This window comes from Streptococcus jiangjianxini (assembly GCF_040225085.1).
In the GTDB taxonomy this organism is placed as follows: Bacteria; Bacillota; Bacilli; order Lactobacillales; family Streptococcaceae; genus Streptococcus; species Streptococcus jiangjianxini.
The window spans coordinates 1-14129 of the sequence record NZ_JBEHGL010000003.1 but is presented as its reverse complement, the minus strand read 5'-3'; the positions used below and the strand labels follow the sequence as shown (position 1 = coordinate 14129).

17 protein-coding genes and 1 pseudogene are annotated in these 14129 nt (G+C 39.1%); 12 read left to right on the top strand and 6 right to left on the bottom strand.

The window, feature by feature from the left end; all coding sequences use genetic code 11:
- Positions 1-9 precede the first annotated feature (9 nt).
- The 5 genes and pseudogenes from murC to ABP870_RS02160 form a co-directional block, all read left to right on the top strand.
- Complete coding sequence (gene murC, locus ABP870_RS02180) at positions 10-1341, top strand: UDP-N-acetylmuramate--L-alanine ligase (RefSeq protein WP_350013862.1); 1332 nt, start codon at positions 10-12, stop codon at positions 1339-1341.
- Between the two features lie 135 nt (positions 1342-1476).
- The gene (locus ABP870_RS02175) at positions 1477-1968 is read left to right on the top strand and encodes a GNAT family N-acetyltransferase (protein WP_350013861.1); all 492 of its coding nucleotides are present in this window, start codon (positions 1477-1479) and stop codon (positions 1966-1968) included.
- A gap of 92 nt (positions 1969-2060) precedes the next feature.
- A complete protein-coding gene (gene mltG, locus ABP870_RS02170) occupies positions 2061-4046 on the top strand; it encodes an endolytic transglycosylase MltG (protein ID WP_350013860.1) in 1986 nt (661 codons plus the stop codon).
- A gap of 66 nt (positions 4047-4112) precedes the next feature.
- Positions 4113-4604: a transcription elongation factor GreA gene (greA, locus tag ABP870_RS02165; RefSeq protein WP_350013859.1), complete on the top strand. Its 492-nt coding sequence runs from the start codon at positions 4113-4115 to the stop codon at positions 4602-4604.
- A 257-nt stretch (positions 4605-4861) separates the two neighbouring features.
- A pseudogene (locus ABP870_RS02160) lies at positions 4862-4999 on the top strand (IS3 family transposase); the annotation flags it as partial.
- 148 nt (positions 5000-5147) lie between these two features.
- Here the strand turns inward: ABP870_RS02160 and yidC are convergent.
- Both yidC and ABP870_RS02150 read right to left on the bottom strand, forming a co-directional pair.
- Positions 5148-6065 (bottom strand): membrane protein insertase YidC, encoded by a 918-nt coding sequence (gene yidC, locus ABP870_RS02155; RefSeq protein ID WP_350013858.1) that lies wholly within the window; start codon positions 6063-6065, stop codon positions 5148-5150.
- Between the two features lie 81 nt (positions 6066-6146).
- Positions 6147-6425, bottom strand: a complete 279-nt coding sequence (locus ABP870_RS02150; protein WP_350013857.1) for an acylphosphatase — start codon at positions 6423-6425, stop codon at positions 6147-6149.
- A 45-nt stretch (positions 6426-6470) separates the two neighbouring features.
- On the opposite strand from ABP870_RS02150, the gene ABP870_RS02145 reads away from it, so the two are divergent.
- Genes ABP870_RS02145 through ABP870_RS02135 form a run of 3 tightly spaced genes read left to right on the top strand, consistent with a single transcriptional unit; the run spans position 6471 to position 8468 of the window.
- Positions 6471-7214, top strand: a complete 744-nt coding sequence (locus ABP870_RS02145) for a TrmH family RNA methyltransferase (protein WP_350013856.1) — start codon at positions 6471-6473, stop codon at positions 7212-7214.
- 39 nt (positions 7215-7253) lie between these two features.
- Positions 7254-7757 carry an HD domain-containing protein gene (locus ABP870_RS02140; protein ID WP_350013855.1) on the top strand — a complete coding sequence of 168 codons (504 nt, stop codon included), beginning with the start codon at positions 7254-7256 and terminating at the stop codon, positions 7755-7757.
- Positions 7758-7778: 21 nt separating this feature from the next.
- Positions 7779-8468 (top strand): Bax inhibitor-1/YccA family protein, encoded by a 690-nt coding sequence (locus ABP870_RS02135; protein ID WP_350013854.1) that lies wholly within the window; start codon positions 7779-7781, stop codon positions 8466-8468.
- Positions 8469-8650: 182 nt separating this feature from the next.
- On the opposite strand, the gene ABP870_RS02130 is transcribed toward ABP870_RS02135, so the two are convergent.
- The 4 genes from ABP870_RS02130 to ABP870_RS02115 all read right to left on the bottom strand — a co-directional run bounded on the left by ABP870_RS02130 (position 8651) and on the right by ABP870_RS02115 (position 11241).
- Entirely contained in the window at positions 8651-8968 is a 318-nt protein-coding gene (locus ABP870_RS02130; protein ID WP_350013853.1) for a DUF960 domain-containing protein, read from the bottom strand.
- 99 nt (positions 8969-9067) lie between these two features.
- Entirely contained in the window at positions 9068-9601 is a 534-nt protein-coding gene (gene ntdP / locus ABP870_RS02125) for a nucleoside tri-diphosphate phosphatase (protein ID WP_062712559.1), read from the bottom strand.
- Between the two features lie 81 nt (positions 9602-9682).
- Positions 9683-10459 carry a recombination regulator RecX gene (recX, locus tag ABP870_RS02120; protein WP_350013852.1) on the bottom strand — a complete coding sequence of 259 codons (777 nt, stop codon included), beginning with the start codon at positions 10457-10459 and terminating at the stop codon, positions 9683-9685.
- Positions 10460-10461: 2 nt separating this feature from the next.
- Complete coding sequence (locus ABP870_RS02115) at positions 10462-11241, bottom strand: phosphotransferase (protein ID WP_350013851.1); 780 nt, start codon at positions 11239-11241, stop codon at positions 10462-10464.
- Positions 11242-11303: 62 nt separating this feature from the next.
- Here ABP870_RS02115 and ABP870_RS02110 point away from each other — a divergent pair, with 62 nt between their 5' ends.
- The 4 genes from ABP870_RS02110 to ABP870_RS02095 form a co-directional block, all read left to right on the top strand.
- Complete coding sequence (locus tag ABP870_RS02110; RefSeq protein ID WP_350013850.1) at positions 11304-12281, top strand: hypothetical protein; 978 nt, start codon at positions 11304-11306, stop codon at positions 12279-12281.
- A 28-nt stretch (positions 12282-12309) separates the two neighbouring features.
- Positions 12310-13623, top strand: a complete 1314-nt coding sequence (rlmD, locus tag ABP870_RS02105) for a 23S rRNA (uracil(1939)-C(5))-methyltransferase RlmD (protein WP_350014002.1) — start codon at positions 12310-12312, stop codon at positions 13621-13623.
- Between the two features lie 202 nt (positions 13624-13825).
- Positions 13826-13999, top strand: a complete 174-nt coding sequence (locus ABP870_RS02100) for a hypothetical protein (RefSeq protein ID WP_350013849.1) — start codon at positions 13826-13828, stop codon at positions 13997-13999.
- A partial coding sequence (locus ABP870_RS02095) for a replication initiator protein A (RefSeq protein WP_350013836.1) occupies positions 13996-14129 on the top strand: 134 nt, incomplete at its 3' end. The genes ABP870_RS02100 and ABP870_RS02095, both read left to right, overlap by 4 nt.

Sequence of the window (14129 nt, the reverse complement as noted above, 5' to 3'; positions counted from 1 at the left end):
GGAGTTAGCATGTCAAAAACCTATCATTTTATCGGAATTAAGGGCTCGGGGATGAGCGCACTTGCATTGATGTTACATCAAATGGGACATAAGGTTCAGGGGTCTGATGTCGATAAATATTACTTTACACAACGTGGATTAGAGCAGGCTGGAATTCCGATTCTTCCTTTCTCTGAAGAAAATATTACGTCAGATATTGAGCTGGTTGCTGGTAATGCCTTTCGTCAAGATAATAATGTTGAAATGGCTAAAGTGATTGAGTCGGGTTACTCATTTAAGCGCTACCACGAGTTTCTTGGAGAATTCATGAAACAATTCACCAGTTTTGGTGTAGCAGGAGCCCATGGTAAGACGTCAACAACAGGTCTTTTAGCCCATGTTATGAAAAACATCACTGACACATCGTTTTTGATTGGTGATGGTACCGGACGTGGTTCAGCGTCGAGTCAGTATTTTGTTTTTGAGTCGGATGAATATGAGCGCCATTTCATGCCATATCACCCAGATTACTCCATCATCACTAATATTGATTTTGATCACCCAGATTATTTTACCGGTATTGATGATGTTTTTGATGCCTTTGATACTTATGCCAAACAAGCTAAAAAAGCCCTTTTTGTCTTTGGAGAAGATGATTACCTTCGTCGCATCACCTCTCCTGCCAAGATTTACTATTATGGCTTCGATGAGTCGAATGATTTTTATGCAACAGACATCACCCGCACTATTAATGGTTCTGAGTTTACTGTGATGCATGACGGTAAAGCAATTGGTCATTTCCATGTCCCAGCCTTTGGGCGCCATAATATCCTAAATGCAACAGCTGTTATCGCTAATCTTTTTGTTGCAGGATTTGATATGGGTCTTGTTGCAGAGCATCTTAAGACTTTCTCTGGCGTTAAGCGCCGCTTCACTGAGAAAAAAATTAATGAGACCATTGTTATTGATGACTTTGCCCATCATCCTACTGAAATTATGGCAACCTTGGATGCGGCTCGCCAAAAATACCCTTCTAAAGAAATTGTTGCCATTTTTCAACCGCATACCTTTACACGTACTATCGCTTTGTTAGATGAGTTTGCAGCAGCTTTAAATGAAGCAGATGCAGTGTATTTAGCGCAAATTTATGGTTCAGCGCGTGAGGTTGATCGTGGAGATGTCAAAGTCGAGGACTTAGCCAACCGTATCCACAAACCAGCAAAAGTGATTACCGTTGAAAATGTATCCCCACTCCTTGACCATGATAATGCCGTTTATGTCTTCATGGGTGCTGGAGATATACAACTTTATGAACGTTCTTTTGAAGAACTCTTATCTAACTTGACAGAAAATAATCAGTAGCATCGGCTGAACAACTGTGTCATTGGCAAAGCACAGAAAAGAAAAGTTCTAGCTGTTGACTTTAAAGGATAGGGTAGAAGAGCCGACCGACCTTAAGAGGCTTTATCTACTCTTTTTTTTTGATAAGGAGACCTAATGGAAATTAGACATGTAGAAATAGCAGATTGTCATACGATTTCTGCTATCGAATCCCAAAATTTCTCAGCAGAAGAAGCCATAAGACCTGAGGTTATAAGGGAAAGAATCGAACGTATCTCAGACACCTTCCTAGTGGCTGTCATCAATCATGACATTGCTGGTTATATTGAAGGACCAGCAGTGTCACAACGTTACTTAACGGACGACTTATTTCATGAGGTTAGGGAAAATGCTAAAACAGGTGGTTTTATTGTCGTTACCAGTTTATCTGTTTCAAAAAAATATCAGGAACAAGGCGTTGGTACAGCTCTGATAGCAGCCCTAAAAGACCTATCAGTTGCCCAAAACCGTCAAGGCATCAGCTTAACCTGTCATGATTATTTGGTTTCCTATTATGAAATGAATGGCTTTATTGATGAGGGGGAATCTGAGTCAGAACATGGTGATGCGCTCTGGTATAATATGGTCTGGGAAAATCCTAGGAAGTAATGTTAAAAATAGGTGACAACCCTTTATAATCATTGCTTTTCCAAGGTTTTTAAGATATAATGGCGATTGATTATTATATAGGAGGATCAGCTTTGACTGATTTTAAAGATGATGACAACTCTTCCTCTGCTGGTTCAGAAAATTTTAAAGAACGCATTTTGCGAGAATTAAAAGAAGAAGCTAATCGTAAACGTCAACTTCAAGAAGAAGAAGCTAAGCGAAGAGCAGAAGAAGAACGTCAAGTAAAAATGGCTAGACGTCAAAAAGAGCGAGAGGAAGCCCTCTTAGCCAAGGAGCATCAGCAAGAAACTCAGGCTCGCCAAGTAGCCGAAACAGCTCGTCAATCAGAATTAGCCTGTGTTCAAAGTGAACAAGAAATAGACAGTCAGAATCAAGAGCGTGTGCAACAAAGGGCAATTGAGCAGGAGCTTTTGGTTCAAGAAGCTATTAAATCGCCTCTTGAATCGTCAGAAATACCCTCTCAAATGCCTTTATCTTCCGAGAGTCGAGACTATCGTCTAGGCGAAGATGGTCAAGCTTCAGCTACAAGTGCTGAAGAAACGAAGATGACTAATCATCGTCACTTAGTTGATTCCCTTGATTATCCGACAAAGATTCAAAGATCACCAAGTGATAGTCTTTCATCTTCAGAAATGATGATAACAGAAGTTGTATCGGCTTCTCTATCAACCCCATCACAAACAGCTTCGGAAACGATACAAGAGACTAGCTCTACTAGTGATTCCTTATTACCTTCTGCTGTTCCATCAAGGGCAGATCATAAGGCTGAGGAGGCAACAACGACTTCTAAAACAGCGACTGAAAAAAACGTTAGTGAACGTTTAGGAGAACACAATGAAGCTGTTGTTGCTGAAATCGAAGCAAAAGAATCCATTACTGAGGTAAAACAATCACCGATGAATAGAAAAAAGAAAAATCATAAGATTGCTGCTAAGATTACTGGTATTCTAGTGACTATTATCCTAGTTGTTGCCCTACTAACAGCATTTTTAGGCTATCGTTACGTCTCCAGTTCACTTGGGGCTGTTGATTCAGATTCTAAAAAATTTGTCACTGTTCAAATTCCCGAAGGATCTGGTAATAAATTAATTGGTCAAATCTTAGAAGAAAATGGTTTAGTAAAAAATGCTTCTATTTTCAACTACTATACGCGCTTTAAAAATGTTTCCGAACTTCAAAGCGGCTACTACAATCTTCAAAAAAATATGACTGTTCAGGAGATTATTGATGTCTTGAAAGAAGGAGGAACGTCAGAACCTCAAGAACCTGTTTCTGGAAAAATATTGGTGACAGAAGGTTTCACAATTGACCAAATCGCCAAAGCTGTGACTACTAACGTCAATACCAAAAAAGTAAGCAAGACACCTTATTCTGAAAAAGATTTCCTAGATTTAATGAAGAACAAGGACTTCATTGATAAAATGGTTAAGAAGTACCCAGAACTCTTGAAAGACATCCCTTCTGCAGATAAAGCAAGGTACCAATTGGAAGGCTACTTGTTCCCAGCAACCTATAATTATTATGAAGGATCGACACTTGAAGAGATTGTTGATCAAATGTTGGCAACAATGCATACTAATTTAGCACCTTACTATGACCAGATTGCTGCAAAAGGTCAAACCGTTAATGACATTTTGACTCTAGCTTCCTTGGTTGAAAAAGAAGGGTCAACGGACGATGATCGTCGCCAGATTGCTAGTGTTTTTTATAACCGTTTGAATGCTCAGATGCCGTTACAAAGTAATATTGCGATCTTGTATGCCATGGGCAAACTTGGTCAGGAAACAACCCTTCGCGAAGATGCTACTATTGACACCAAGATCAATTCTCCGTATAATATCTATGAAAATCCTGGCTTGATGCCGGGACCTGTGGATAGTCCGGGATTATCTGCGATTGAAGCTACTGTAAATCCTGCTGATAGCAATAATCTCTACTTTGTGGCCGATGTCACAACTGGTGAGGTTTATTATGCAGAGGATTATGCCACTCATGAAGCTAATGTTTCTAAATACGTTAATGCGCATTTAGATAATAGAAATAATTCCAATGAGTAAACTAATATGATGTGGTTTTACCACATCATATTCATTTAATAAAAAGAATAGAAAAGAGATAAAAACATGTCAGAAAAAACATTTCCAATGACCCAGACTGAAAAAGAAAAGCTTGAAAAAGAATTAGAAGAATTGAAATTAGTTCGCCGTCCAGAAGTTGTCGAACGGATCAAAATTGCTCGTTCCTATGGTGACCTTTCAGAGAACTCTGAGTATGATGCCGCTAAAGACGAACAGGCCTTTGTCGAAGGTGAAATTTCAACCTTAGAAAACCAAATTCGTAATGCTGAGATTATTGATAGCGATGCTGTTGATAAAGACGAAGTGGCTATTGGTAAGACGGTAGTTGTTCAAGAAGTTGGAACAACAGATAAAGACACTTATCACATTGTTGGTTCAGCTGGTGCTGATATTTTCTCAGGGAAAATATCAAATGACAGTCCAATTGGTCAAGCACTTATTGGAAAAAATAAAGGTGACAAGGTCGCTATTGACTCACCAGCAGGAAGTTACCAAGTTGAAATCATCAGTGTTGAAAAAACAGAAGGTAACAAATAATGATCAAAAAGAATTGACATACTGAACAAATGTCAGTTCTTTTTTGTCGTACGATGGGTATGTCACACATCTGAGGTGGAAGCCGTCCGTGAGCACCTGCTGTCGGAGAACCCAATATCGCCTCCATGCCTGAGTATCGTGAGGCAGCGGATTAAAACCGTCTAGGGATAGACTGTTTTAAGTCTGACACTAGAAATTGAAACTGTCAATGAAAAGAAGAGCAGAATCGTACCCCTACGAATAGAAAAGGTGATATCAAAGCGCATTCTAAAGGAAAAAATGAAGCCCTATTCCCAAATCTCTTAGCTAGACAATTCAATCATGTAAGCCCACTTGAAGCGATTGTAACGGATTTGACTTATGTTCGCGTTGGTCAGCGTTGGGCTGATGATTGCTTTTATAAAAGTTGTGCAAAATAGTGTTGCCTTTTTACGGCTTTGTTTGTAATCATTAAAATCCTAATATATAAAAAAGACAACCATCAAAACTGATGATTGCCTTTAATCTGGGAGGCTGAGCATATTAAAGCCTCTTTTATACGGGTTAACGTTTGCGTTGTTTTCCAGCATTGCGTTTTGATTTTGTTTGGATAGCACCTTGTGCTGGTTTAGCTGCTGGTGTCACATCCTTACGACTTGTCGAAGTTGACTTAAACGCTTTGGGAGGGTTCTTGGCAAACTCTTCCTCTACTTTTTTACGCAAACGAGGCTTGATGATGTAAGTGGTGATCAATTGCTGAGCAATGGCGAAGAAACCCCCAACGAACCAATATAGAGTTACCCCTGCTGGTGATGAAAATCCAAAGAAGGCCATCATAAGAGGCATTGAATACATCGCTGTCTTCATCTGTGCTCGTTGCTCTTCTGGAACAGTTGCCATGGATAACCAAGATTGGAAGAAATAGAGAGCTACGATGATGGCTGTGAGAAGCAAGTCAGGCTTATCCAAAGAGAACCATAGGAAACGAGAGCCTTGAATACCATTTGTGTAGCGCGCTGCAAAGTATAGGGCTGAGAAAAATGGCATTTGGATGAGGAGTGGTAAACATCCGATCCCACCAAACATGCTGACACCATACTGCCGTTGAGCAGCCATAAAATCAGCTTGAGCCGCTAATTTTTCTTCCTGTGTTGTGGCTGATTTCATACGCTCTTGAATAGGACCAAGATACGGTTTTAAGAAGGCCATCTTTTCTGATTGATAAGCTGCTTTTTGCGATTGGTATAGCCCAAGTGGTAAAATTAACAACCGAACAATAATCGTAACAGCAATGATACCAAGACCAAAGCCAAGTCCTAAATCATTGGCAAAGTATTGGATGACTTTTTCCATGGGTTTACCAATTGTATCCCAGATAAAACCAGCTGGTTTGCCATTAACTGTCCGTACGCAGCCAGATAGAAAGAAGAGCATCGATACTGCCATTCCTGAGAGAATTAATTTTTTAGTTGATTTTTTCACAGTTTATATCCTTTAATTTTGTAATACCTACCTATTTTACAGTTTTTTTAGGATTTTCTCAATACTTCTGAAGTCCTAATTTTAATTAGCCATTCTGAAGTCTGTGTAGTCTTGGAATTGTCCCATCTGTACATCGACATAGGTGACACGACTCATCCGAGAAGGCCCTTTGCGGATTTCTTGGATAAATTTAGCCATCTTGGTTGAATCATCGGATTGTGCAAGAATTTCAACCGTTCCATCGTCGTTATTCCAAACGCGTCCTCGAATATCTCCTATTTCTTTGGCTAAGGCATAAGTTGAGTAGCGAAAGCCAACGCCTTGAACACGACCAGAAACAATCATTCGTACTTTTTTCATGGTTTTTCCTCCATTTGCTCTTTTAGTCTGTGATATAATACTTCTATGACTACTATTATAACCTCAAAATCCAATAATCTCATTAAAAAGACTAAAAAACTGTTACAGAAAAAACACCGTCAGGATTCTTATCTTATTGAGGGTTGGCATCTCTTTGAAGAAGCTCAAAAAATGGGCGTTTCATTCCGACATATTTTTGTTTTGGAAGATTTAGCAGATAAGGTAGCCCCGCGCTCTGAATTGGTTTTGGTTTCAAGTGATGTTTTGAAAGAGATTTCTGATGCACCAACGCCACAAGGGATTGTTGCAGAAGTCATTTTGGATCAAGTGAGCTTGCCAGATTTCAAGGCTGGACGTTATCTTGTTTTAGAGGATGTCCAAGATCCTGGAAATTTAGGGACAATGGTTCGAACAGCAGATGCTGCTGGTTTGGATGGCGTGATTTTGTCAGATAAATCGGCTGACTTGTATAATCCTAAAACGCTTCGTTCGATGCAGGGCAGTCATTTTCATTTACCTGTCTTTCGTTCTGCTTTGGCTGATGTTTTCAATGAAATGAAGGCGGCTGATTTGCCCATTCTAGCGACAACTTTGTCAGATAAGTCAGTTGATTATCAGGATTTAAAACCTTTCGACAAATTTGCCTTGGTGATGGGAAATGAGGGGCAGGGAATTAGTTCGCAGACAAGTCTTATCGCTGATCATTTGATTCATATTAATATGCCAGGTCAGGCGGAAAGTCTTAATGTGGCAGTAGCAGCAGGAATAGTGATTTTTAGCTTGCTTTAAGGCAATATGGTATAATAATAGCCTAAGGAGGTGATTCCGATGAAAAAATATGAAAATGATGCTGAATTCATGGAACTGGTTGGGCATTTGATTAGCCACCCACGCTTCCAAAAACTTGATGGTATCGTTCAACATCACCATTCCACGCGTATGGAACATTCGATTAATGTTGCTTATACCAGTTATAAAATTGCTCGAAAGCTTGGTTGGGATAAAGATTCAACGGCACGTGGTGGTCTTCTCCATGATTTCTTTTATTATGATTGGCGCGTGACTAAATTCAAAAAAAGCCATGCCTGGATTCATCCTCGTATTGCCGTTCGTAATGCCAGAAAATTAACGCCGCTAAATAAAAAAGAAGAGGATATTATCCTCAAGCATATGTGGGGAGCTACTATCGCCTTTCCACGTTATAAGGAATCTTATATTGTGACTATGGTTGATAAGTACTGGGCTATTAAGGAAGCTACTATCCCTATGCGCCGTACTTTTGGAAAGCCTATCCGTTATAGCCGTAAATTTTTGGGCAGTCACAATCGCTAATTAGAAAAGGAAGTTTTAGTTATGAATGATAATCTCATTTACACAGAATCGCAGAGTGGCTTATCAGCCTTCTTTACGAAAATCTATAGTCTTGTTGGTATTGGTATTGGGCTTTCAGCCTTTGTTTCTTGGCTCATGCTTTACCCATTTCAAGCTAATCTCGTCACGATTATGACGCAGTATTCATGGGTATACTATGGTGCTTTCTTTGCAGAATTAGCCTTAGTTTTCTTGGCATCAACTGCAGCCCGAAAAAATACACCAGCTGCTTTACCACTCTTTTTAACCTATTCAGCCTTGAATGGCTTTACACTTAGTTTTATTGTTGCTCAATATACTCAAACGACAGTTGTTCAAGCTTTTGTGAGCTCAGCCTTGGTATTTTTTGTTATGGCAGCCATTGGCGCAACGATAAAAAAGGATTTGTCAGGCATGGCCAAAGCCCTTGTGGCAGCTTTGATTGGTATTATTATTGCTAGTCTGGTTAACCTATTCATCGGTAGTGGAACGATGAGTTTCTTGATCAGTGTTGTTTCTGTTTTGATTTTCTCTGGTTTGATTGCTTACGATAATCAAATGATTAAACGCGTTTATCAGCAAACAGGCGGTAATGTTCAAAATGGTTGGGCTATCTCAATGGCGCTTAGCCTATATTTGGACTTCATTAACTTGTTCCTAAATCTTTTGCGTATTTTGGGGCGTAACGATTAATCCATTTTTCAGCATCCAGACACCCCTTTAAATGATAGCAAAATAGAAACTGTAAACGTTCAGTGTGAATAAAACAAACTCTTAGCAAGGTCAATTTAGTGACTTTGCTAAGAGTTTTTCTTTTTTTGAAGATAATGAACCAGGCTAAAGCTCACTGTCTACAACCTGTTGGTTTGTATGCACTATAAGTGATTAAGTTCATGGGCCAGCAGGATAGTTTGCTGGCCATTATTATCCACAATATAGAGTTTTTTAGGAAAAAAGGGATCAAATTGATACTTGTAATCAAAAGCAATCATTAGTTTTCGTTTAGCATCATGGTATTCATAGGTCATGCCTTTGTTAGATTTTTTAAGTTTAAAGGTCAGAACACTATCTAAAGGAACTACGGACTTTAAATAGTTGTCTAAGATATCCCAAAAGGTATCAATTAGTTCGCTGGGTAAACTGGTGGCAACACCGAAGCTCGCGTAACGAGCGGTTGATTTTTCAAAAGCCATCTGGTATCCTTCCTTTCTAAGCAGTTGGATTTGTTTGATCGTGGTCTAAAAGCAAAAGCGAAGGAGCTGAAGACCTTTCTCCAGCTCCTAAGGACAACTTTAACGCTTCTTCAGCTCAAGATAGCGTTTGTACCAGATATTAACGTAAGACTGTGAAAATGGTCCTTTATGGTTATTAATCCAATCCACTAAAATTCTAACATTCTTTTTTAGAATGAAATCAATATCAGACGAATACTGCATTTCTCGCTTATGAATCTCATATTCATCTACATCCAGAAGTTTTTTTTCTCCGTCAGCAAAGACTTTGACATCTAAATCATAGTCAATGTATTTGAGAGCTTCCTGGTCTAGAACGTAAGGACTGGCAAGATTGCAATAATAAGAAATGCCATTATCTCGAATCATTGCAATGATATTGAACCAATACTTTTTGTGGAAATAGACAATAGCAGGTTCGCGAGTAACCCAACGACGACCATCGTGCTCTGTCACGAGCGTGTGATCATTTACCCCAATAATGGCATTTTCCGTTGTTTTGAGTACCATAGTATCACGCCAAGTGCGGTGCAAACTACCATCATGTTTATAACTTTGAATTGTAATAAAGTCGCCTTCTTTTGGTAATTTCATGGCAATCATCTTTCTACAATTTCTTTGTCCTTAATAGTTTATCATAATTTTCAGAAAAAATCACTTTGAGACGAGAAGTGACTACAAATAGTCTCTTAAAGCGGACCGAATGGCATCAAAATCGTATCCTTTTCTAGCGAGTGCCTGTGTTAGCCGTTGTTTTAGATCATAGCCCTCATATTTTCGGCTATATTTTCGGTATTGTTTTTCCAACTCTTGGTAGATAAGCTCTTCCTCAGTTTCCTCATCCTTCTCTAAATCTAGCGTTTCAATGGCGAGTTTAGCTTCTTGGTAGGAAAATCCTTTGTTAGTGAGACTTTGGCTGAGTTTGTCTTTTAGGGCTTTAAAAGCTAGTTTGCCATCATACTTGCGTAAAAGTTTCTGCGCGATGCGCTCGGCAACCTCGGTAAGGTCATAGTCGGCTAAAACGCTATCAATGGTGCTACTAGAGATGCCCTTTTGCATGAGCTTCTGCTTGATAACAAAAGATCCCTTATCACCACTTGATAGATTTTGCTCAACTGTTGAAATTACAAACTGCCTATCGTTAATCCATTTATCAGCTTTTAGATTATCAATGACTTTGGGAATGATAGTCGACTCAATCTCATGTTTATAGAGATAATCCCTAACTTCTTTTTCCGTTCTTTGTTTGAACGATATGAAATAAAGAGCCAGATTTTTCCCATAAGAAAATTGGGCAAACTGACGAATTTCGTCAAGTTCTTTCTCTGAAATCGTCATACCTTTACTCAACATAAAGCGAACGATTGTATCTTCCGTAATATAGAGCTTCTCTGTCTCATCCAGTTCTAACAGATAGAGGCGCTTTTTCTTTTCGATTTTGGTGATTTTCATGCTTAGTCTCCAAAGGCTTCATGGGCGGCAACGATTTTTAATTTATCCCAGTCAATTTCTTCTCGTGAATAGCTGTCTAGAAAAACATCGATGTATTTGTCATCAGCTAAATTATAATGAATGGACCAAATAGCCCAAAAGATATCGACATGCTTTTCACTATAGCCAGAAAGTCCCCAATCTATGAAGGTTGAGAAAGTTTGGCTGTCTTTTAAAATAATGTTAGGGAGGCAAGCATCACCATGTATGAAGGCATTTGTTTCTAACAGATGTCCTTGGTCTTGTACTAAATAAATGGCTTCATCTTTACCTGAGATATTAAAGTGCGGAAGGAGTGCTTTTTGATAGAAAACACCTTTTTGATAGTTGATTTTGCTTGTCTGACGATAAGCATCAAGAAGACGGTCTTGTGGGAAACCCTTTGGTCTTAGTTGATGAAGATCACGTAATGTTTTTCCTAAAATCATACAGACTGATTCTGGCTGATCCAAAAAAGATGTTGCATCAGAACCCATTGCGGCCTTTGTCAGGAGATAGTCTTTGTCGGTACTGATATAATCAATCACCTCAACTCCCATATCATGTGTGAAAAAATAGTGAGTTAATTTTGCTTCTTTGGCAAGTTTTCCAGGTGCATCAACTTTCAGAAAGAAATCGTTACCAACTTTTAGAACCAGTGCTCCAGAGTGAGATGAAACATCATATAGCATTTTGTTTCTTAAGTACAGGTGTAATTTTGTAGGCATTTCACTTATCTTTGGAGAAAGTTCAGGATTTGTCATGATTTTATTATACCAAAAATGGTACAATGGAAGCAAAAGTAAGTTGAAAGTGAGTAGCTGATATGGTCGATAAAAAGAAAGATAATATAGTTGATTTTAGTGACTATCTAGCTGAAAAGGATTTTGAAGAGATTCTAAAAAAGGAGTTGGCGGACTTTTCTGACGAAGAGTTAGATGAACTTTATGATGATTTAGCCTTTGGACAGGAATTTGAAGAAGAACTAGAAGAAGCAGAGGCAGCGCGCGAGAATGTTCGCCTCTTAAAGGACCTAGAGGGGATAGAAGCTGCAGGGCACGATGCTTGGTTGGCTTCATCACCAGTTGGCTGGGTCAATTTGGACGAGCGCCCATATCTGTCAAATAAGATGGCACTAGCGACAGCCTACAAACAAAATGGTCTTTATCAAAAAGCTCTAGACCATTTCCTTGAAATCTATCAGGTAGAGGAAACAGATGGTTTAGGGACACGTTATGAAATTATGGCGTCGTATGTGTTGATGTCAAGGCATGAGGAATTGAACGCTTTTTATTTCAGCAAGGACTATCATCAAGGAGATTTGATGATGGCTATTCCTTATATAGTTTCCTGTATCTTGGCTGGTCAGGAAGAATCTGCCAGAGATATACTGGATAAGTGGCTATACCAAGTGGATGGTTTATTTCAATTTTGTAACCGCCCGACTATGCCTTTGGAAGACATCATGGAAGCTAGTGTTATAGACTCATATCAAGTTAATAGCATGACAGCTGTCTATGTTTCCTTAAGCTCATTTTTGGCTATCTTAGTTCCTTCTAGTCATTACATTATGGCTGTTATTCAGCAATTACTAGAGATAGAAGAGCCGCCATTTATTGAAGAGTTGGGAGTGTTTAGTAGTGCTCAATTAAATACCTTGACCAGTTTTGGTATTCGATACGTTTCAGATATTGAAGAATGGTCGGAAGCCGAATTTAAAGAAATCCCTAAAATTGGCCCAACAACAATTAAGAAACTCAAGGAGAAAGGAGTTGTATTTCATTGTGAGCACTCTACAAGTTAAACAGCGGATTCCATTGAAAATCAAGCGTATGGGGATCAATGGCGAAGGGATTGGCTTTTATAAGAAAACTCTGGTCTTTGTACGTGGAGCCTTAAAAGGCGAGGAAGTCTTTTGTCAGGTGACTTCTGTTAAACGTAATTTTGTCGAAGCAAAGTTGTTAGACATTAATAAAAAATCCAAGTTCCGAGTTGTTCCCCAATGCCCCATCTATGAAGCTTGTGGGGGTTGTCAAATCATGCATTTGCGCTATGACAAGCAACTTGATTTCAAAGTAGATTTACTCAAACAAGCTCTTAAGAAGTTTAAACCAACAGGATATGAAAACTATGAGATACGTCCGACCTTGGGTATGGATAAACCGCAACATTATCGTGCTAAATTGCAGTTTCAAACCCGCTCTTTTGGCGGTTCTGTCAAGGCAGGACTCTATGCAGAAGGTAGCCATCGACTTGTTTCTCTGGAAGACTGTTTGGTGCAGGATCAGCTGACACAGGCAATCATTAACAAGATTACCAATCTTTTGGATAAATACAAAGTGCCTATCTACAATGAGCGCAAAATTCAGGGGATTCGGACAGTCATGGTTCGTAAGGCAGAAGCTACTGATCAGATTCAAATCATCTTCATTGCTAGCAAGTGGGTTAATTTAACTGCTCTCATTAAAGAGTTGATTGCTGTGTATCCTCAGATAAAAACAGTCGCCTTTAATCTTAATACCTCAAAATCCAGTGAGATTTATGGTCAAGACACCGAAATACTTTGGGGTCAGGACACCATTGAAGAAGAAGTTCTTAATTATGGTTTCCAGCTATCTCCAAGAGCTTTTTATCAATTGAATCCAGAGCAGACGGAAGTTCTTTATGGAGAGGCTGTCAAGGCTCTTGATGTGACGCCTGAAGATCATTTGATTGATGCATACTGTGGTGTTGGAACGATTGGTTTTGCATTTGCAGATAAAGTGAAAAGCGTGCGCGGTATGGATATTATCCCAGAAGCTATTGAAGATGCGAAAGAAAATGCGCGCCGCATGGGATTTGACAACACTCACTACGAAGCAGGAAAAGCAGAAGAAATCATTCCCAAATGGTATCAAGACGGCTATCGAGCAGATGCCCTTGTTGTGGACCCACCGCGGACTGGTTTAGATGAAGCACTCCTGAAAACCATTGTCAAATACCAACCGAAAAAAATGGTTTATGTCTCTTGTAACGTTTCAACCTTGGCGCGTGATTTGGTGCAGTTGACGAAAGTTTATGATGTTGAGTATATTCAAAGTGTGGATATGTTTCCCCATACAGCAAGGACAGAGGCTGTAGTGAAACTACAAAAGAAGGAATGCTGAGAATCCTTGATTTTAAGCAGTTTTTTAAGCATTTTGTGTTTGTTCCAGATGGTCTTGGAGGTCTAAAAAAAGTCCCAAAAAAAGAGATAGAAGTTAGCGTTTTTATCTCGCCTGTCTGTGGAAGACACAAAGATTAGATATATCAAAGTAAACGAGAACATTTTAATAGGTGTTCTCGCTTTTTTATTTTCAGGAGGTAATGATGCAAAAGGAAGAACAGTCATCACGACAAATTGTGATGTGCCATCTCATGGCTATCATGGGAATTAATATTGAAATAGCAACTCAGTTAATTACTGAGATGGAACAGTCTGGCTTAATCCAGTTTGATGACATAGGAAATGTTGCTCTATTAGTGTTGGAGGGACAATCATGAAACGTATTACCGCAAATCACTACCAGACGTCAGAACGTTACTATAAACTTCCAAAACTTTTGTTTGAGAGCGATCGCTACAAGGATATGAAGTTAGAAGTTAAGGTTGCTTATGCTGTTCTAAAAGACCG